The sequence below is a fragment of the Xanthomarina spongicola genome, assembly GCF_003148645.1.
Classification (GTDB): domain Bacteria; phylum Bacteroidota; class Bacteroidia; order Flavobacteriales; family Flavobacteriaceae; genus Xanthomarina; species Xanthomarina spongicola.
Genome location: NZ_QGGP01000001.1, coordinates 40,513 through 61,606 on the forward strand (window position 1 = coordinate 40,513; position 21,094 = coordinate 61,606).

At 31.4% G+C, this 21,094-nt stretch carries 23 protein-coding genes; 21 read left to right on the top strand and 2 right to left on the bottom strand.

What is annotated here, in order from left to right; genetic code table 11:
• Window positions 1-16: 16 nt before the first annotated feature.
• The gene (locus LX78_RS00155; protein WP_109680625.1) at window positions 17-793 is read left to right on the top strand and encodes an alpha/beta hydrolase; all 777 of its coding nucleotides are present in this window, start codon (window positions 17-19) and stop codon (window positions 791-793) included.
• A 60-nt stretch (window positions 794-853) separates the two neighbouring features.
• Window positions 854-1,123, top strand: a complete 270-nt coding sequence (locus LX78_RS00160; RefSeq protein WP_109680626.1) for a hypothetical protein — start codon at window positions 854-856, stop codon at window positions 1,121-1,123.
• On the opposite strand, the gene thiL is transcribed toward LX78_RS00160, so the two are convergent.
• The gene (gene thiL, locus LX78_RS00165; protein WP_109680627.1) at window positions 1,113-2,159 is read right to left on the bottom strand and encodes a thiamine-phosphate kinase; all 1,047 of its coding nucleotides are present in this window, start codon (window positions 2,157-2,159) and stop codon (window positions 1,113-1,115) included. The genes LX78_RS00160 and thiL overlap by 11 nt on opposite strands.
• A 222-nt stretch (window positions 2,160-2,381) precedes the next feature.
• Between thiL and LX78_RS00170 the strand changes: the two genes are divergently transcribed.
• The 18 genes from LX78_RS00170 (at window position 2,382) to LX78_RS00255 (ending at window position 18,801) form a co-directional block, all read left to right on the top strand.
• On the top strand, window positions 2,382-3,863 hold the full coding sequence (locus LX78_RS00170) for a choice-of-anchor B family protein (RefSeq protein WP_109680628.1): 1,482 nt from the start codon (window positions 2,382-2,384) through the stop codon (window positions 3,861-3,863).
• Window positions 3,864-3,875: 12 nt separating this feature from the next.
• The gene (locus tag LX78_RS00175) at window positions 3,876-5,216 is read left to right on the top strand and encodes a hypothetical protein (RefSeq protein ID WP_109680629.1); all 1,341 of its coding nucleotides are present in this window, start codon (window positions 3,876-3,878) and stop codon (window positions 5,214-5,216) included.
• 4 nt (window positions 5,217-5,220) lie between these two features.
• Window positions 5,221-6,003: an MbnP family protein gene (locus LX78_RS00180; protein WP_109680630.1), complete on the top strand. Its 783-nt coding sequence runs from the start codon at window positions 5,221-5,223 to the stop codon at window positions 6,001-6,003.
• A 10-nt stretch (window positions 6,004-6,013) separates the two neighbouring features.
• Window positions 6,014-7,087, top strand: coding sequence for a cytochrome-c peroxidase (locus tag LX78_RS00185; RefSeq protein WP_109680631.1), 1,074 nt, complete (start codon window positions 6,014-6,016; stop codon window positions 7,085-7,087).
• Between the two features lie 2 nt (window positions 7,088-7,089).
• On the top strand, window positions 7,090-7,596 hold the full coding sequence (locus LX78_RS00190) for a DUF4251 domain-containing protein (protein WP_109680632.1): 507 nt from the start codon (window positions 7,090-7,092) through the stop codon (window positions 7,594-7,596).
• A gap of 254 nt (window positions 7,597-7,850) precedes the next feature.
• Entirely contained in the window at window positions 7,851-8,180 is a 330-nt protein-coding gene (locus LX78_RS00195; protein ID WP_109680633.1) for a HesB/IscA family protein, read from the top strand.
• A gap of 9 nt (window positions 8,181-8,189) precedes the next feature.
• Window positions 8,190-9,638, top strand: a complete 1,449-nt coding sequence (gene sufB, locus LX78_RS00200; RefSeq protein WP_109680634.1) for a Fe-S cluster assembly protein SufB — start codon at window positions 8,190-8,192, stop codon at window positions 9,636-9,638.
• A 70-nt stretch (window positions 9,639-9,708) separates the two neighbouring features.
• Complete coding sequence (locus LX78_RS00205; RefSeq protein ID WP_109680635.1) at window positions 9,709-10,104, top strand: hypothetical protein; 396 nt, start codon at window positions 9,709-9,711, stop codon at window positions 10,102-10,104.
• Window positions 10,105-10,159: 55 nt separating this feature from the next.
• On the top strand, window positions 10,160-10,912 hold the full coding sequence (gene sufC / locus LX78_RS00210) for a Fe-S cluster assembly ATPase SufC (protein WP_109680636.1): 753 nt from the start codon (window positions 10,160-10,162) through the stop codon (window positions 10,910-10,912).
• Between the two features lie 152 nt (window positions 10,913-11,064).
• Window positions 11,065-12,378 (top strand): Fe-S cluster assembly protein SufD, encoded by a 1,314-nt coding sequence (sufD, locus tag LX78_RS00215; RefSeq protein WP_109680637.1) that lies wholly within the window; start codon window positions 11,065-11,067, stop codon window positions 12,376-12,378.
• 53 nt (window positions 12,379-12,431) lie between these two features.
• Window positions 12,432-13,052, top strand: a complete 621-nt coding sequence (locus LX78_RS00220) for an outer membrane beta-barrel protein (protein ID WP_109680638.1) — start codon at window positions 12,432-12,434, stop codon at window positions 13,050-13,052.
• Window positions 13,052-14,266, top strand: coding sequence for an aminotransferase class V-fold PLP-dependent enzyme (locus tag LX78_RS00225; RefSeq protein WP_109680639.1), 1,215 nt, complete (start codon window positions 13,052-13,054; stop codon window positions 14,264-14,266). The genes LX78_RS00220 and LX78_RS00225 overlap by 1 nt, the downstream gene beginning before the upstream one ends.
• A gap of 173 nt (window positions 14,267-14,439) precedes the next feature.
• Window positions 14,440-15,486, top strand: coding sequence for a zinc metalloprotease (locus LX78_RS00230; RefSeq protein ID WP_109680640.1), 1,047 nt, complete (start codon window positions 14,440-14,442; stop codon window positions 15,484-15,486).
• Window positions 15,487-15,572: 86 nt separating this feature from the next.
• Entirely contained in the window at window positions 15,573-16,346 is a 774-nt protein-coding gene (locus LX78_RS00235; protein WP_109680641.1) for an META domain-containing protein, read from the top strand.
• Window positions 16,347-16,397: 51 nt separating this feature from the next.
• Window positions 16,398-16,820 carry a SufE family protein gene (locus LX78_RS00240; RefSeq protein WP_109680642.1) on the top strand — a complete coding sequence of 141 codons (423 nt, stop codon included), beginning with the start codon at window positions 16,398-16,400 and terminating at the stop codon, window positions 16,818-16,820.
• On the top strand, window positions 16,820-17,146 hold the full coding sequence (locus LX78_RS00245) for a DUF59 domain-containing protein (protein WP_109680643.1): 327 nt from the start codon (window positions 16,820-16,822) through the stop codon (window positions 17,144-17,146). Before LX78_RS00240 ends, LX78_RS00245 begins: the two co-directional genes overlap by 1 nt.
• A gap of 87 nt (window positions 17,147-17,233) precedes the next feature.
• Complete coding sequence (locus LX78_RS00250) at window positions 17,234-17,746, top strand: DUF2480 family protein (protein ID WP_109680644.1); 513 nt, start codon at window positions 17,234-17,236, stop codon at window positions 17,744-17,746.
• Between the two features lie 113 nt (window positions 17,747-17,859).
• A complete protein-coding gene (locus LX78_RS00255) occupies window positions 17,860-18,801 on the top strand; it encodes a DUF3078 domain-containing protein (RefSeq protein WP_109680645.1) in 942 nt (313 codons plus the stop codon).
• Between the two features lie 43 nt (window positions 18,802-18,844).
• Here LX78_RS00255 and hflX read toward each other — a convergent pair whose 3' ends face one another.
• Window positions 18,845-20,056 carry a GTPase HflX gene (gene hflX, locus LX78_RS00260; protein ID WP_109680646.1) on the bottom strand — a complete coding sequence of 404 codons (1,212 nt, stop codon included), beginning with the start codon at window positions 20,054-20,056 and terminating at the stop codon, window positions 18,845-18,847.
• 75 nt (window positions 20,057-20,131) lie between these two features.
• Here hflX and LX78_RS00265 point away from each other — a divergent pair, with 75 nt between their 5' ends.
• On the top strand, window positions 20,132-21,094 hold the full coding sequence (locus LX78_RS00265) for an endonuclease/exonuclease/phosphatase family protein (protein WP_109680647.1): 963 nt from the start codon (window positions 20,132-20,134) through the stop codon (window positions 21,092-21,094).

Below are 21,094 nucleotides of genomic sequence, written 5' to 3' on the forward strand. Positions count from 1 at the left end.
ACAAGATAAGTTAAATATGATTTTAGATTACAAAGGGATTCAGATTTTTTATAATGTTCAAGGTAGTGGAGATGCCGTTGTTTTACTTCATGGATTTCTTGAAAATAGTAGTATGTGGAATACGCTTATTCCAGAAATAACAAAGCATAACAAAGCTATTACAATAGATTTATTAGGACATGGAAAGACAGGTTGCTTAGGTTATGTACACAGCATGGAATTAATGGCAGAAGCAGTCGAAGCTGTTTTAAATTATTTGAAAATCGAAAAGTCTATAATCATAGGTCACTCAATGGGAGGTTATGTAGCCTTAGCTTTTGCTGAAAAAAATCCTAAAGCATTAAATGGAATCTGTTTAATGAATTCCACTTTTGAAGCAGATGATAACGAAAGAAAGCTTTTAAGAACAAGAGCTAACAAAATGGTTAAGTCTAATTTTGAAAACATGGTTAGAATGTCTTTTACTAATTTATTTAGTAATGAAAGTAAAGTAACTTATCGAAAAGAATTAGATAATGCTCTTAAACAAGCATTAAACACCTCTTTGCAAGGATATGTGGCATGTAATGAAGGTATGAAAATTAGAAAAAATAGGGCGAATTTGTTTATAAATCTTCCCATTAAAAAATCAATAATAATAGGAATTAAAGATCCTGTTATTGAACCTGAATCCATAAAAAAACAACTACTTAATTCTGATGTTGAAATTATAGTTTTTTCTGATGGACATATGTCACACATTGAAAATACGCAAGAATTAACTTACAATATAATGCGTTTCATCGAAAATTAAGTGTATTTTGTCTGTTATATTGCTTTTTTGTTTAAGTTAGTACTTCCAAATCCTACTAAAATGAACAATACTACTAGCAACCAGAATGCTCTTAAGATTTATTGCGATCTCTTTGGGCATAACTATGAAGTTTCAAAAAAAGTAACTTCCCATGTTAAAGAATACACTTGTAAGTGTTGTAAAAAGCAATTGACTACAAATAGCAATGGCAATCTTACTGAGTTAACACCAAAATATAGAGAAATAAATAGATTATTAGAAGATTTTTATAACAGACGAATGGTGTATTTAAAAAACAAAACATTTGTTAGTCAATTAACTAACTGTTAAACGAATTCCAGCCTTGGGCTTTTAAAGGAATACTTGTTTCTGCTCTTGTTATTAAATGCATTCCAGCACTTTTCTCTTTCATAAATCCTATTATTGAAAAATTTGGATTGGCTTTAATTTTTGTAAAGTCTTCTTGAGAAACTGTAAAAAGTAATTCGTAATCTTCTCCACCATTAAGAGCAACTGTTGTACTATCTATATTAAATTCTTCACAAGTAGAAATAACCTGAGGATCTAAAGGAATTTTATTTTCATACAAATCACAACCAACATTACTGTGTTTACATAAATGCATAATTTCAGAAGATAATCCATCACTAATATCAATCATAGATGTTGGCTTAACATCTAAATCTTTTAACAACTTAACAATGTCCTTTCTTGCTTCTGGTTTTAATTGTCTCTCAATAATATAAGTGTAACTTTCTAAATCCGGTTGATTTTGTGGATTGACTTTAAACACTTCTTTCTCTCTTTCTAATACTTGTAATCCCATATAAGCTGCGCCAAGATCTCCAGTAACAACTAACAAATCGTCTGGTTTTGCACCATCTCTATAAATTACTTCTTTAGAATTTACATAACCAATAGCTGTAATAGAAATAATTAATCCAGCCGTAGAAGTAGTTGTATCTCCTCCAACCACATCTACATCATACATATTAGCAGCAGTTTCAATTCCCGAATAAAGTGCCTCTAAAGCTTCTAAAGGAAACCTATTAGAAACAGCAATTGAAACTGTAATTTGAGATGCTTGAGCATTCATTGCATAAACATCAGATAGATTTACAACCATAGCTTTATAGCCTAAATGCTTTAAAGGCATATAGCTTAAGTCAAAATGAACACCTTCAACTAACATGTCTGTAGTAACTACTATTTGTTCATTTTTAAAGTCTAAAACAGCTGCATCATCTCCAATTCCTTTTATAGTTGATGCATGCTTAATTTTAAAACCTTTAGTTAAATGGTCTATTAGTCCAAACTCACCCAATTCACTTAATGGTGTTTTGTTTTGATTTTTATCTTCTATCATGTTGCAAAAATAAGAAGCTTATTTATATGTCTACACATATTATGCTGATAATTACTCTAATAATTTTTATAAATATTAACATTTAACACAAAATAAGATGCGCAAACAACTCCTTTTTACATTATTCTGTTATTTTTGTGGATATAAATTGTATTAGACAATATTCTTTTAAATGAATTCGTTTTGTCTTATATCCCTAATTCTAATTAATAAAATTTGCTAATGTTTACTTTTAAAACTCTTTCTACCTTTTTTAAAATATTTTTATTTGGATGTATTGTTTTAACGTGCTTTCAATCATGTGATGATGAGCCTGTTGACCCTTTAGTTGTTGTCGATACTGATGATGATGGCATTCCTGATGCTAGTGATAACTGTCCAAATGATTTTAATCCTGATCAAGAAGACTTTAACGATAATGGCATTGGTGATGCTTGTGAATCAGTATCGGAAATTGATACTGATAATGATGGTATTTTTGACGATGTTGACAACTGTCCTTTGATACCAAATCCAGGACAAGAAGATACAGATAATGACGGTATTGGTGATGCTTGTGATGACGTGCCTGCATTAACACCATTATATCCATGTGAAGGTGGTATGGCTGGACCTTACGCTTGTAATGATTACGATTTAATGGGTTATATTCCTTTAGAAGAATTAGCTGAAATTGGAGCCGAAGGAAACGATTCTTGGGGCTGGACAGACCCTACAACTAATAAAGAATATGCTTTAGTTTGTTCAACACAAGGAACAGCTTTTGTAGATATGACAGATCCTACAGCGCCTATTTTACTCGGTAAATTAGCAAGTGCAAATCCAGGTAATAGTGGAAACAAATGGAGAGATGTGAAAACTTACAATAATTATGCTTTTATAGTAAGTGAAGCAACTGGACATGGTATGCAAGTATTCGATCTAACTAGATTAAGAGATGTCACTTCTCCACCAGAAACATTTACAGCAGATGCACATTATACCGATTTTGGTTCTGCTCATAATATTGTAATAAACGAAACATCAGGTTACGCATATATAGTGGGAAGTAATATTAATTCGGGTGGACCTTTGTTTATTAATATTCAAAACCCAACAAACCCAGTTAACGAAGGAAGTTTTCCTGGTTATTCTCATGATGCTCAAGTAGTAACTTATAATGGTCCAGATGCAGATTATGCTGGACAAGAAATTTTAATTGGATCGAATGCAAATGAAGTAGTACTAGCCAATGTAACAGACAAAAGCAATCCTATTCCTATCTCAACTGTTACATACAACAATATTGGTTATGTACATCAAGGATGGTTTACTGAAGATATGACCTATTTTCTATTAGGTGATGAAACAGACGAATTAGGTTTTGGGAATAATACAAGAACTATTGTTTTCGACTTTTCAGATTTAGATAATCCAACTTTACATATGAATTACAACGGTCCAACTGCTGCCATTGATCATAATGGTTATGTAAAAGGAAATGACTATTATCAAGCTAATTATTCGGCTGGATTAAGAATTATCGATATTTCCAATGTCTCTTCAAATTCAATGGAAGAGATTGGGTATTTTGACACTTATCCAGAAAACAATAACACAAGTTTTAAAGGTGCTTGGAATGTGTATCCTTATTTTGCAAGTGGTAACATTATTGTAAGTGATATTAATAGAGGCTTATTTATTGTAAGAAAAAGTGGCACATAAAATAACCCATTTATGTTCTTAAATAGAAACATACAATTTACACTTTTAATTCAATTATTCGTTTTAATTTTAAGTTGTGAGTCTGATAATAATCCATCTCAAGATACACCTCAAAATTCGATAGATTTTGTATCAACCTATGGTGGTTCTAAAAACGACAAAGCTCAATCAATTACTAAAACAAGTGATGGAGGCTATGCCATATTAGGCTATACACAAAGTAATGATGAAGACATTACAGATAAACCTAATGAAGGTTATGACTATTGGGTTTTAAAATTCGACTCGAATAACACACTTCAATGGTCTAAAACTTATGGTGGAAGTGAAGACGACAGAGGCTATTCTATTACACAGACTCCAGATGGTGGTTATGCTTTATTAGGTTATAGTTATAGTAACGATTTAGATGTTACTCTAAATGCTGGACTACAAGATTATTGGGTAGTAAAACTAGATGCTTCTGGAAATATCAACTGGCAAGAATCCTTCGGATATCCAGGATTAGATTCTGGAATTTCTTTTACACAAACTAACGATAATGGTTTTCTTTTAATTGGTGTTCTCGATGTTACAGCATCAGAGGGTGAAGGAAACACAAAATTGAATAATGCCAAACATGCTGGTGGAGATTATTGGGCAATAAAACTAGATGCTAGTGGTAACAAGCAATGGAGTAAATATTATGGTGGTTCTTTTACAGACACACCTTATGATGTTGTTCAAACTAATGATAATGGTTATTTAATTGTTGGCTCTTCAGACAGTAATGATGTGGATATTTCTAACAATCTTGGTGAATACGATTTCTGGGTGATTAAAATTTCTGCAACTGGAGAACTTATTTGGGAGAAAAGTTATGGTGGCTCACAGATTGATGAAGCCAGATCAATTGCTGCTACAAACGATGGAAATTACATCATTGTAGGAGACACTAGAAGTAACGATCTAGATGTGTCTCAAAATTTTGGTGGAGCAGATGTTTGGGTTATTAAAATATCTCCAATTGGAGAAATTATTTGGGAGAAATCTTTTGGTGGTAGTAGTTTCGACATTAGTCGATCTATTAAAGCGACACAAGATAATGGCTTTTTAATTTCTGGTAGCTCACGTAGTGCAAATGGAGATCTAACCAAAAACCAAGGACAAAATGATGCTTGGGTTTTTAAAATAAATTCTGAAGGGTCACTATTATGGCAAAAATCTTTTGGTGGATCCAATATAGATTATGCTTACGATGCAACAGAACTACATGATAATTCAGTAATAATTGTTGGCGAATCTGAAAGCAATGATGGAGATATAACCGAAAATAAAGGGTTTTCAGATGTATTAATTATTAAAATTAACTAATAAGATGAAAAAAATAATTGCCCTATTTAGTATTATATTCACAATCGTTTCATGTAGTGACGATGATAACAATACACCTAACAACGTGCCTCAAAATGTAAATACAACATTTAATTTTACACATAATTGGGATGGTACAGCAGTTTCAAGTGCCGATTTTAACAACATACAGTTTACCAATGCAAATGGTGAAGAAATGAGTATCGAAAAATTAAGATACCTTATTTCTAACGTGACATTTTATAAATCTAATGGCGAAACAATTGTTATAGATGGTTATAATTTAATAGATGTTACTAATGATTCTGAATTAACTTACACACCAAATATTGACATCCCAACGGGATCTTATGAAAACGTCTCTTTTACATTTGGTTTTAACAATGAAGACAATTACAATAACAATTATCCAGATTTAAACTCAGCCTTATGGAATGTTCCAGATATGATGGGAGGAGGATATCATTACATGCAACTTGAAGGCAAATACATAAACACAATAGATGTGGAAACAGGATATGCTTATCATGCTATTAGAGCAGTAAACATGAGCAATGCTCCAGATTTATTATTCCAAGACACCTTTTTTACTGTCAATTTAGGACCTGTAAACATTACTAATAACATTTCTTTTAATATTGAAATGAATATTGCCGAATGGTTTAAAAACCCAAATCAATGGGATTTAAACGTACTATATAATATGCTTATGCCAAATTTTGATGCACAAGTAATGATATATGAAAATGGGCAAAATGTATTTAGCTTAAAGAATATTTCACAATAAAACAAAACAGTTGAGATCCAAATTCTTATATATTAGTTGTCTTATTGGGCTTATTTATACATCCTGTACAAATGAACCTGCAGATAATTATGTTTCTTATTCTCCAACACCTCAACCGTTAAATATACCTCCTCTTTTCGAAGAGAATATTATTGCTCCTGTACTTCCAATAGATAATCCTCAAACAGTTGAAGGAATTGCTCTTGGCAAAAAATTATTTTTCGACCCTATTCTTTCTGCAGACAACACACAAGCATGTGCTTCTTGTCATGCACCACAAAATGCCTTTACAGATTCAGCTAGATTTAGTATAGGTATCGATGGAATTGCAGGAAATAGAAATTCCATGCCTTTATTTAATATGGCTTGGAATTACGATGAGTTATTCTTTTGGGATGGACGCGTATTTAGTTTAGAGCATCAAGCTATAGAGCCTGTTACAAACCCAATAGAGATGCACAATACTTGGGAAGTTGTTGTTTCAAGACTACAACAAAGTAACGAATATCCCGAATTATTTCAAGCTGCCTTTGGTAATCAAACCATAACAAAAGAGCTAGCAACAAAAGCCATTGCTCAATTCGAAAGAACGCTTATTTCAGCTAATTCTAAATTCGATCGTTATTTACTTGGTGAAGCCACATTAACACCCGAAGAGCAAAACGGTCTAAATGTCTTTATGGACGAAACTCGAGGCGATTGTTTTCATTGTCATGGAAATCCAAACAATCCTCTTTGGACAGATAATATATTTCACAATAATGGTTTAGACGCGACATTTACAGATTTAGGTCTTGGTGAAATAAGTGGAGATCCTACAGATAATGGAAAATTTAAATCTCCTTCTCTAAGAAATTTAGCTTTTACAGCACCTTATATGCATGATGGCAGATTTAACACCTTAGACGAAGTTATAAATCATTATAGCGAAGGATTAGTAGATTCTCCAACTATTGACCCTTTAATGAAAAAAGTAGATGAAGGTGGCGTACACTTAACGCCACAGGATAAATCAGATTTAAAAGCTTTCTTATTAACCCTTTCCGATCCATCTTTTATAAATAATCCAGACTTTCAAAACTGATAATGAAAAGAATTTTTATCGTCACATTTATTTTTTTAATAGGAAATAATCTAACTGCTCAAACTAAAAAGGAACTTAAAGAAGCCCAAAAAAATGAAGACTATCAAAGTAATAAAGTAATAATAGAATCTGGAGAGTATTTCTTTAAACCAATATCAGCATCAACTGAAGATGGAAGAGTATTTAACTTCAATAATGATAAAAGTATACTAACCATTATTGGTAACCATTCTTTGGCAGCTCTACCATATTTAGGTGCAACTCAAATGGATAAAAGTACTGATTCGACTAGCATTGGAAGCATTACTTATCAAAATGATAAAATCAATTACAATATAAAATACAACAACAAAAGGAAAAAAATTTATATCAAATTTACAACTCAAACTGACGACGAAAACTTTGATATTATTCTAACTGTTTCTGGTAAAAACAAAGCTCTATTATCAATTAGGAGTATTAGAAGAGATCCAATAAAATACTATGGATTTGTTTCTAAAATTGATTAGCTTTTACCATTAAAAAATTACTATTATTCTACATATTATAAAAAGCCTTTCTAACTATAAGTTATATCTATTTATCTATCTATAATATCATGTTAGGTTCTATGGAAAAATTAGACAGATATTGTATATTTGCGTTTCTATTTAGAAACCTTCTTAATAAAAATTACTTTATTCGAAAGAGGTCTATTTTTAACTAAGGCAAAACGTATAAATAGAGAAATTAAAAGACACACGTGAATTAATCTATTTAATCTATGATTAAAGTATCTGAAATAGCCAAAAAGAAAGTTGTTGAACTAATGACTGAAGATGGTTTTAATGCAACAACAGACTATGTTCGAGTTGGTGTAAAAAGTGGTGGTTGTTCTGGCTTGTCTTACGATCTAAAATTTGACAGAGAACAACAAGAAGAAGACAAGGTTTTTGAAGACAATGGTGTGAGAATTATAGTCGATAAAAAAAGTTTCTTATACCTAATTGGAACAACTCTTGAGTATTCAGGAGGTTTAAATGGTGCTGGTTTTGTATTTAATAATCCAAATGCCAACAGAACTTGTGGTTGTGGTGAAAGTTTCTCTCTATAAAATAAAATAATGAATAAATATACCGAAGACGATTTAAGAGAAGAATTAAAAACCAAGGAATACGAATATGGTTTTTATACTGATATTGAATCAGATACATTTCCTGTTGGATTAAACGAAGAAATAGTAAAAGCCATTTCTCTTAAAAAAGAAGAGCCGAAATGGATGACAGATTGGCGATTAGAAGCTTTTCGTGCTTGGAAAGAAATGATAGAACCAGAATGGGCTAATGTAAATTACGTAAAACCAGATTTTCAAGCTATTTCTTATTATTCTGCTCCAAATAGCAAACCTAAATACGATAGTCTAGACGAAGTAGATCCAGAATTATTAGCGACTTTTAAGAAACTTGGAATATCTATAGACGAACAAAAAAAATTAGCCAATGTTGCTATGGATGTCGTTATAGACTCCGTTTCTGTAGCCACAACATTCAAAAAAACGCTTAACGAAAAAGGGATTATTTTCTGCTCGATTAGCGAAGCAATTAGAGAGCATCCTGAATTGGTTAGAAAATATATTGGAACTGTTGTTCCTCAAAAAGACAACTTTTATGCAGCTTTAAATTCAGCTGTATTTAGCGATGGTAGTTTTTGCTACATACCTAAAGGCGTTCGTTGCCCAATGGAATTATCAACATATTTTAGAATTAACCAAGCAGGAACAGGGCAATTTGAACGTACTCTTTTAATTGCAGACCAAGATAGTTATGTTAGTTATTTAGAAGGTTGTACTGCTCCAAGTAGAGACGAAAACCAATTACATGCTGCAGTTGTAGAACTAATTGCAATGGATGGAGCCGAAATAAAATATTCAACTGTACAAAACTGGTATCCAGGAAACGATGAAGGAAAAGGTGGTGTCTACAACTTTGTAACAAAAAGAGGTATTTGCGAGAAAAACGCAAAAATATCTTGGACACAAGTAGAAACAGGATCTGCCATAACATGGAAATATCCTAGTTGCATTTTAAAAGGCGACAATTCGGTTGGAGAATTTTACTCCATTGCTGTAACTAATAATTATCAGCAAGCAGATACTGGAACCAAAATGATTCATTTGGGTAAAAACACCAAATCGACTATTATTTCAAAAGGAATTTCAGCTGGAAAATCTCAAAACTCATATAGAGGTTTAGTTAAAATTAGTGCTAATGCAGACAATGCTCGTAATTTCTCTCAATGCGATAGTTTATTAATGGGTAATGAATGTGGAGCACATACGTTTCCATATATAGAAGCAAAAAATAAATCGGCTCAAATAGAACACGAAGCTACAACAAGTAAAATTGGAGAAGACCAGATTTTCTATTGTAACCAACGTGGTATCGATACAGAAAAAGCCATTGCCTTAATTGTAAATGGTTTTAGCAAAGAAGTTTTAAATAAACTTCCAATGGAGTTTGCTATTGAAGCTCAAAAATTATTGGAAATTTCATTAGAAGGAAGTGTAGGTTAAACTTAAAAGAATGACATGTCATGCTAAGCGTAGTAGAAGCATCTCAACAATATTTAATTAAAAATTAATCATGAAAAAACTATTTATCTTACTCTTAACAATTACAACATTAACTAGTTGTAAAAACGATTCTAAAACGGAAGACAGCAAGGTGGAAAATGAAAATACCGAATTAACTTTTATACAAGGTGAATTTGTTTATTATGCAGATGCAGCAGTCATTCAGACTCGCAAAGATGTTTATGGTGTTGTTATTGATGAAAAAATGCATGAATTAAACAATCAGGTAGAACCATTTAAAATGGAAATTACAGATATGGTTCCTGTTGAAATAAGAGGAAAATTAATTCCAAAACCAGAAGGCGAAGAAGGTTGGCCATTTAAGGTTGAAATAAAAGAAATTATTAAGGTTAGCAAACCAGATCCAAATAAAAACGATGTGGTAAAACTAGGAAGCCAAGAATAAACTATAAGACAAATAAATGATCTCTGTTTATCAGAATCTATAGATTAAAAAGCATATGTTAAAAATAAAAAATCTACACGCAAGTGTTGAAGATAAAGCAATTTTAAGAGGTATTAATTTAGAAGTTAAGCCAGGAGAAGTTCATGCAATCATGGGACCAAACGGTTCTGGAAAAAGCACCTTAGCTTCAGTTATTGCTGGAAAAGAGGAATACGAAGTTACAGAAGGAGAAATTCTTCTATATGAAGAAAATATAGATGAATTAGCTGCAGAAGAAAGAGCACATAAAGGCATCTTTTTATCATTTCAATATCCAGTTGAAATTCCAGGTGTTTCGGTAACAAACTTTATGAAAACTGCCATTAACGAAACTAGAAAAGCTAAAGGTTTAGAAGATATGCCTGCTAACGAAATGTTGAAATTAATACGCGAAAAATCTGAATTATTAGAAATAGATCGTAAGTTTTTATCTCGTTCACTAAACGAAGGGTTTTCTGGTGGAGAGAAGAAAAGAAACGAAATCTTTCAAATGGCCATGTTAGAACCAAAATTAGCTATTCTTGATGAAACAGATTCTGGTCTTGATATCGATGCCTTACGTATTGTTGCAAATGGTGTCAATAAATTAAAAAGTAAAGACAATGCTGTAATTGTAATTACGCACTACCAAAGACTTTTAGATTATATAGTTCCAGATTTTGTACATGTTTTACATAACGGAAGAATTGTAAAATCTGGCACTAAAGAATTAGCTCACGAGCTTGAAGAAAAAGGTTACGATTGGATTAAAGAAGAAGCAAACGCCTAAATTATTAGCAGTATTCAGTATTAGTTTGCAGTTGCCAACTCATAACTGATTACTCAAATGGTAAAGCTTTCAAAATGTATAAATAGTAAACAGTTTTCTATTGCATATTCAAAACACTGATTACTGCTACTGAAAACTGAAAACGGAATTAAATGGAATTAAAAGAAAAACTCATATCATCCTTTTTAGCATTCGAAAATCGTGTGGACATCGATTCACCAGTTCATGATGTTAGAAGCGAAGCCATAAAAATATTTGAAACTCAAGGCTTCCCTACAAAAAAAGATGAAGCTTGGAAATACACGTCATTAAATAGTATTTTAAAACATGATTATAGCGTGTTTCCTAAGAATGAAAATAGAATAGAATATAACGATGTGAAAAAATATTTTATTCACGAAATAGACAGTTATAAAATTGTTTTTATTGATGGAAAATATTCTTCGCATCTATCTCAAACAACTCATGATGGTTTAGATGTCTGTTTAATGTCTGCAGCTTTAAACAAACCAAAATATCAATTAATTATTAAAAATTACTTTAATAAAATAGCCACAAAAGATAGCTTAACATCTTTAAATACAGCATTTTCTCAAGAAGGTGCCTATATTCAAATTCCTAAAAATAAGATAGTTGATAAGCCTATTCAAATTATCCACTTTTCTACTGGAGATGAGTCTGCTTTAATGCAACAACCAAGGAATTTAATAGTTGTTAACGAGAATTCTCATGTGCAAATTATTGAACGTCATCAAAGCCTAACAGAAAACCCTGTATTAACAAATAGTGTTACAGAGATTTTTGCTAATAAACGTGCTATAGTTGATTATTATAAAGTTCAAAACGATAACGAAAAAGCATCATTAATAGACAATACTTTTATCAATCAAAAACAAGAAAGCCATTGTTCTGTTCATACCTTTACTTTTGGTGGTAAATTAACACGTAACAATCTAAATTTCTACCAAAATGGCGAACGTATAGATTCTACCTTAAAAGGTGTTACTATTATTGGTAACAAGCAACATGTAGACCATAACACATTGGTTCACCACATTGAGCCAAATTGCGAAAGTCACCAAGATTATAAGGGTATTTTTAACGATAGTTCAACTGGTGTTTTTAACGGAAAAGTAGTTGTAAATAAAGAAGCTCAAAAAACAAATGCCTTTCAGGCAAACAACAATATTTTGGTAAGCGATAAAGCGTCTATAAATACCAAACCTCAATTAGAAATTTTTGCAGACGATGTAAAATGTTCACATGGTTGTACTATTGGACAATTAGACGAAAGCGCTATGTTTTATATGCGTTCTCGAGGCATTCCAGAAAAAGAAGCTAAAGGATTATTAATGTATGCTTTTAGTAATAATGTTTTAAGTTCGGTTAAAATTCCAGAGATCAAACAACGAATTACTAAGATTATCGCAACTAAATTAGGTGTTAATATTGGGTTTGATCTTTAAAACTCCTGCCTGCGCAGAAATCTAAGATAATAACCTACCCCAAAACTAAATTTATGAAAAAAATACTATTAGTCGCTTTTGTTCTAATTACTTCAACAAATCTATTTTCTCAAAACTTTACTTATGGTGTTGTTTTAGGAGCAAGTTATATAGATGGTACAGTACAAAAATCTTCTAATTCAATAACTGAATCGCCTCCTGAAAAACTTGACACCCATTTTGGAGTCTTTGTTGACTATCAATTTTCAGAGCGATTTGGAGTCAAATTAAATACACAATACAACAGATCTTACGAACGATATAGATTTTACTATATTCCTAACTCATTCTCTGATGAATTTAGTATAAATTCCATTCAATTAATCCCACACTTAAAATTTGATGTGGCTAGTGAATCAGGTTATTATAAAGGTGGTTATTTATTAGTAGGCCCAAGAATGAGTTTTGTTCTGTCTGCTAAAGATCAATCTGGAAACGATGTTACAAATTTTTATAAAAGCACCAATTTTGGAGCACAATTTGGTTTTGGTGTTACAATAGCAAAAATGTTTGCTTTAGAAATTTTGGGAGATTATGGTTTTTCAGATATTTCTGAATCTGAACCAATGGAAATTAGAACAGCAGGAGCTTATTTAAATTTAAATTTTAACTTAGAATCAATAATAAATAAGTAATGTTTCCTATAAATAAAATACGCAAAGACTTCCCCATACTTTCTAGAAAAGTACATGGCAAACCCTTAGTGTATTTAGACAATGGAGCCACGTCTCAAACACCTATTCAAGTTATTGATGTTATTGTTGATTATTACTCAAATTACAATGCCAATATCCATAGAGGTGTTCATACATTAAGTCAAGAAGCCACAGATAAATACGAAGAAGCTAGACACAAAATTCAAGCCCATTTTAATGCGAAACATGCGCATGAAATTATCATGACTTCTGGTACTACCGAAAGCATCAATTTAGTAGCTCATGGATTTGCTTCCTTATTAAAAGAAGGGGATGAAATTATTGTTTCTGCTTTAGAACATCATAGTAATATAGTGCCTTGGCAAATGTTATGCGAAAAAACTGGAGCTATCCTAAAAGTCATTCCTATGAATGATGCAGGCGAATTAGTCTTGGAGGAATTCAACAAACTGCTTTCAGAAAAAACGAAGCTGGTTTTTGTAAATCATATTTCAAATGCATTAGGAACCATAAATCCTATTAAGGAAATTATTAAAAAAACACATCAGGTTGGCGCAGCCGTTTTAGTAGATGGAGCTCAAGCTTGTCCTCACCTAAAACCAGATGTGCAAGCTCTTGATGTTGATTTTTATGTAGCATCTGCTCATAAAATGTGTGGTCCAACAGGAGTTGGTATGCTCTATGGAAAAGAAGCTTGGCTTAAAAAATTGCCTCCTTATCAAGGTGGTGGAGAAATGATTGCCGAAGTAACCTTCGAAAAAACAACTTATGCAGACTTGCCTCATAAATTTGAAGCTGGAACGCCTAACATATGTGGAGGCATCGCTTTTGGTGCTGCTATAGATTATTTAAACGCTATTGGTTTGGATAACATTTCAAAATACGAACACGAGCTTTTAGAATATGCCACAAAAAAAATACTTGAAATTGAAGGCTTAAAAATATATGGTACATCCAAAAATAAAACCTCAGTTATTTCATTTAATTTAGAAGGTATTCATCCATACGATGTTGGAACCATTTTAGATAAAATGGGAATTGCAGTTAGAACAGGACACCATTGTACGCAACCTATTATGGATTTTTATAAAATACCAGGAACTGTTAGAGCATCTTTTGCTTTTTATAATACAAAAGAGGAAGTTGATGTTTTAGTTGAAGGTATTAAGAAAGCTAAAATGATGCTATCTTAAGCTTAACTTTTTGACTATCATTTTATTAACACCCATTGGGTGTTTTTTTTTGGTTTAAGCTAAAAATATGCTTTTTGCATTTTATCGAAAAAATGATATTTTATTTATCCTTTTCTTAAAATTTTTACAAAAAAAATATATATTCATCAAAATTTTAACCAAATAACTCAAGTATGAAAAAAGTATTTTTAGGAATGGCAGCTCTTGCCATGTTATTTACTTCTTGTAATGACGATCAAAACTCAATTGAAAACACCGATCAATCTAAAGTTGATATGAGTGATTTTTATGTTTACACAGATGCTGATGTTGATGAAACGTCAAGACTTGCTGAAGGAAAAGGTAAATCTTGCTACTCTATGGTAAATCTAAACAGACAATTGAATGAAGATCCTAGCTTAGAACAAAAAATGTTTGATATAGAATATCAAACACGATCTCTTATTGCTGGTAAAAAAGGCAATGGGAATGGGAATGGTAATGGAGGTGGACCTGGTGGAGGTGGTGATGAAGTTACTGGAGTTATAAACATTCCTGTTTATGTTCATGTTGTTTATAGTAATTCTAGCGAAAACGTTAGTGATAATCAAATCAATTCTCAACTTTCTGTTTTAAACAAGGACTTTAGAAAAACCAATAACGACATCAACCAAGTGCCTTCAGAATTTTCAGGAATAACTGCAGATAGTGAAATTACATTCTCTTTAGCTGGAACGTTTAGACACGCAAATTCAAGAACTTCTTGGGGAACAAACGATGCTGTTAAAAGTGCTTATCCACCTGTAACACCTGAAACACACTTAAATATTTGGGTATGTAATATTGGTGGTGGAATTTTAGGATATGCACAATTTCCTGGAGGGTCTTCAAGTACTGATGGAGTAGTTTTATTATATTCTAGTTTACCTGGTGGTTCTGCAGCTCCATACAATCAAGGAAGAACTGCAACTCATGAAGTAGGACATTACCTAAATTTAAGACATATTTGGGGAGATGGAAGATGTAATAGAGACGATTTTGTAGCAGACACACCAACTTCTGATGCTCCAAATTATGGCTGTCCTTCTTACCCAACAGTAAATTGTCGCTCTAACGATATGACAATGAACTATATGGATTACACAGATGATGCATGTATGTACATGTTCTCTGAAGGTCAAAAATCTAGAATGAGAGCTTTATTTGCTTCTGGTGGTCCTAGAGCTTCAATGGCAAATTAAAAAAATTTGATATAATATTTAAAAGACGCCTACTTTGGCGTCTTTTTTGTTTCTTATCTTTACATATAATTAAAAATATAATCCCTATGAAATATCTAACATTAATACTTACCTTATTTACTTTAATGTCTTGTGGAAACTCTAAAAATGCTTCTGCTATGCAAAATGAAAAACAAACTATGAATAATATTTCTGGAAAGTATCAAGTTTCAATAATTGGAACAGAAGATGTATCTGAATATAACTTAACCATTGAATTTAACGATAGTATAAAAACCGTTTCTGGATTTTCAGGTTGTAATCGTTTCTCTGGAACTTATACGTTAAATGGAAACACAATAAAATTTGGATCATTAGCTTCAACAAGAATGGCTTGTATGGATTCGGTTAATACTATTGAAACAAAAATGCTAGAAGCGCTTTCAAATACAAATACTATTAATTCAGAAAATGGATCGATATCACTTCTAAAAGACAATGTAAACATGCTAAGTACATTACAAGAAAGTAGTTATAGAATAGAATATACGGCCACATCTAGAGGATTATTTAATCAATATATTTTTGAAAACGGAAAACTATCCATTCAAAAAGACAGAACTTCTACACCAACTATTAAATCCTGTACTAAAAAAGAAGCAAATGCCATTTTGGAAAAAATAAAGGTATTAGATTTAGAAAAAATAACCACTTTAGAAGCACCAACAGAAAAAAGATTCTATGATGGCGCAGCAATTGCTCTTTTAGAAATCACTTATTTGGGAAAAACCTATCAAACACAACAGTTCGACCATGGTGAACCAAATGAGTATATTGCTTCTTTAATTTCTACTTTTTTAACACTTGCTGAAAAGCAGTAAATAATTGATTAGTAATAATACTTATCGTATTTTTGAACAAAATAATTAGAGGTGACAATTCAAGAAATACAAAACGAAATTATTGACGAATTTTCCATGTTTGAAGACTGGGAAGAACGTTATCAATACATGATAGATCTTGGTAAAACATTACCACTTATCAATGAAAAGTATAAAACAGATAACAATATTATAAAAGGCTGTCAGAGTAAAGTTTGGGTTCATGCAGATTTAATTAATGACAAAATAGTCTTTACTGCAGATAGTGATGCTATAATTACCAAAGGTATTATTGCCATTTTAATTCGAGTTTTTTCAAATCAGCATCCTAAAGATATTATTGAAGCTAATACAAGTTTTATTGATGAAATTGGCTTAAAAGAGCATTTATCACCTACTAGAGCCAACGGCTTAGTAAGTATGATTAAACAATTAAAAATGTATGCCATTGCATACCAAACTCAATTACAATAATGAGCGAAACAACAATAAATACAGCAGAATTAGGAGAAAAAATAGTACGTGTACTTAAAACTATATTCGACCCAGAAATTCCAGTAGACATATACGAATTAGGTTTAATTTACGATGTTTTTGTAAACGAAGATTACGAAGTAAAGATTTTAATGACCTTAACTACCCCAAACTGTCCTGTTGCAGAAACATTACCATTAGAGGTAGAAGAAAAAGTAAAATCGTTAAACGAAGTTAAAACAGCCGAAGTAGAAATTACTTTCGATCCACCTTGGACTCAAGAATTAATGAGTGAAGAAGCGAAACTAGAACTTGGAATGCTTTAAAAACTCTTTGCAATAGGCAGTTTTCAGTAAACAGTGTGTACAGTTAGTATCTTTACAACTTTACGACATAACAACATACAACAAACAGTGAGTGAAGAAATCATAAATCGTGTAACAAATAGTGCCTTAATGGTATTTGACCTTGAAGATTATTATCCTGAGGGAAAGCGTATTATTATAGACATTAAAGACTGGCTTTTTGAAGGCTTCGTGCTGCGTGAAAAAGATTTTAGAGAACACGTAAAACATCATGATTGGACACAATACAAAAATTGTTTTGTAGCTCTATATTGTTCAACAGACGCCATTGTTCCTGCTTGGGCTTATATGCTAATTATACTGGAATTAGAGCCTTATTCTAAAAAAACAATAATTGGTGATTTAGATTCTTTAGAAACTTCTATTTATCAAGACATTATTAATAATTTAAATCTTGAAACTTATAAAGACAAGCCTGTAATTATAAAAGGGTGTTCTAAAAAACCTGTTCCTGTTAATGCCTATTTAATGGTTACAAATAGACTTAAACCAATTGCTAAATCTATTATGTTTGGAGAAGCTTGCTCTTCTGTTCCATTATACAAAAAACCAAAAAACTAATTAGTATATTAAGTTAAGTTTACGGTTTAATTTTTCAAATATTTTTGATTAATGTATTGTAAACTATATATTTGCAGGCTTTAATTAATTAAATAATCCTTAAAACTTTGAAAATGAACAAAAAATTACTTTCAATCCTAATTTTAGTTTTTACTATTACAACAGGATTCGCTCAAACTAGAGATGAATTGAAATCTGAACAAGCAGCAAAAAAAGATTCCATTAAAGCTTTACAGACTAGTGTAGATGATTTACAAAAACAAATAGATGCATTTCCTGGTTGGAAATTTGGTGCTTTTGGTACTATAGGTGCAAGTTTTTCTGAATTTAATAACTGGTATGGTCAAGGATCTCCTAACAATTCTGCTGGTAACATCACCATTACAGTTAATCCACATGCAAAATTAGATAGAGAAAAATATTTTTGGTACAATATGGCTATTATCAATTTAAGTTGGGTGAAATTTGATGACAAAGACGATCCAAATGATGATGACAGCTTTAGAGAAGCTAGCGATGTATTTAATGTAACCTCTCTTTTTGGATATAAAATAGCTAAAAATTTAGCTGCATCTACTTTAGCAGAATATAGAACAACTTTAATAAACAATTTTAACGATCCTGGTTATTTAGATGTTGGTGTTGGTATTACATGGACTCCTGTAGAAAATTTAATTGTAGTTGTACATCCATTAAACTACAACTTTGTGTTTGCAGACAACGATGCTATTTTCAATTCTTCTTTAGGTGCTAAAGTAGTTGCTAACTATAATCGCTCTTTTGGAAAATTAAAATTCAACACAAATCTTTCTGCGTTTATGAGTTATGAAGATTCAGATTTATCAAACTGGACATGGATAAACTCTTTAAGTTATACTGTTTGGAAAGGTATTGGTCTTGGTTTTGAATTAGGTTTAAGAGACAACAAACAAGAAGCTCTTAACTATGCGTTCAATAATTGGGATTCTACTGGAACAGATCCTCAACCAGATTTTAATAATGTAGATAATGCCATTCAAGTTTATACTACTTTTGGTTTAAGCTATAATTTCTAGTGACAAAAATATGAAATAAAAAAAGCGCCAAATGGCGCTTTTTTTATTCTTCTTCAGTATAATCTGGATACAGAAAATGATTGTAAGGAAAACGGGTTACATGAATTTCTCTAACTTCATCATAAACACGTTTTTTAAAATCATCCAGATTTTGTTTGTTTAATGCTGAAATAAATAGAGCGTTATTTCCAACACGATTCATCCAAGTTTTTTTCCATTCTTGCAATGTATAATGAGCTTCAGTTCTTTCAGCTATTAAATCTGTTTCATCAAAAGGTTCTGGTTTATAAGCATCAATTTTATTAAAAACCATAATAGTAGGCTTGTCTGAGCTGTCTATTTCTCCTAGAATTTTATTTACTGAATCTATATGATGCTCAAAATTAGGATGAGAAATATCCACTATATGAAGTAATAAATCTGCTTCACGAACTTCATCTAAAGTACTTTTAAAACTTTCAACCAATTGTGTAGGTAGCTTTCTAATAAAACCAACTGTATCACTTAATAAAAAAGGTAAGTTTTGAATGACTACTTTTCTAACAGTTGTATCTAAAGTTGCAAACAACTTGTTTTCTGCAAAAACATCGCTTTTACTCACTACGTTCATTAATGTAGATTTTCCAACGTTTGTATAGCCTACCAGAGCCACACGAACCATTTTACCACGATTCCCTCGTTGCACTGCCATTTGTTTGTCTATGGTCTTTATTTTAGACTTTAGAAGTGTAATTTTTTCTCTTACAATACGTCTATCTGTTTCAATTTCTGTTTCACCTGGACCACGCATTCCAATACCACCTTTCTGACGTTCAAGATGCGTCCACATACCTTTTAATCTTGGTAATAAATATTCGCATTGTGCTAATTCTACTTGAGTTCTAGCATAACTTGTTTGTGCACGTTGCGCAAAAATATCTAATATTAGATTGGTTCTATCTAATACTTTACATTCTAATATTTTACTAATGTTTCGTTCTTGAGCAGCAGATAATTCGTCATCAAAAATAGCTGTACCAATGTCATTTTCACTAATAAATTTTCTTACATCTTCTATCTTACCAGTTCCAATAAAAGTTTTAGGATTTGGCATATCCATCTTCTGTGTAAACCTTTTTACAACTTCTCCTCCTGCTGTATATGTTAAGAATTCTAATTCGTCTAAATATTCTTTAGACATTTCTTCGTTTTGCTCTTTAGTAACAACTCCAATTAAAACAGCTCTTTCTAAGGCTATATCTTTCTTCTCTATCATAGTTATAAATAAAGAACAAAGTTACATAATTGTAAGCAGTTTAATTTTTATATTTTTATGCTTTATTAGAAATGAATGAACTCATCAATAAATAACACTTCATTATTATCTCATACTATTGCATTTTATAATACAGAGAACCTATTTGACATTTACGATAGTAAAAAAACTTCAGACTCTGATTTAACTCCAACTGCAGATAAAAGATGGACAGCAAAGCGTTATAGTGAAAAATTAAATAATATTGGATTTACTATTTCTAAAATTGGTAAAAAAGAAACCAAAAAACATCCTGCATTAATTGGATTAGCTGAAGTAGAAAACGGTTCTGTAATTAACGATTTAATTGCCACTAGCCATCTAAAAGATTTCAATTATAATTATATTCATTATAACTCTAAAGATGAAAGAGGCATTGATGTGGCACTAATTTTTGATGAAACTCTTTTTAAAATTGAATCATCTAAGCCTTATTCTATTGAGTTATTTAATAATTCTGGAAAAGTTGATTATACAAGAGATATATTATTAGTTACTGGTATGCTAGAAGGAGATAAAATCCATTTTATATTAAATCATTGGTCTTCTAGAAGGGCTGGAACAAAAGAAACTGAACACAAGCGCTTAGCAGCTTCAAATAAAGTAGGAGAAATAATATCTACTATAAAAAGTGCAGATACGCACTCTAAGATTATTATAATGGGAGATTTTAATGATGAGCCTTCAAGTTTTAATGTAAAACGTTTGGTTGATGGTTTTCAATTATTCAATCCTATGGAAACACTTCGAACATATAGCAGAGGGACTACAACCCATAATAAACAATGGAATGTATTCGATCAGATATTTTTTACAGATAGTTTATTAGCGCCTAAAAATAAATCGTTTGAATTTGAATTAGCAGATATTTTTGATGCGCAATTCTTAAAAAATTCGAAAGGAAAGTTTAAAGGGGCTCCGTTTAGAACATACGTTGGAAAAAAATATCATGGTGGTTATAGCGACCATTTTCCTGTATACATTACCTTAAAAAAATAG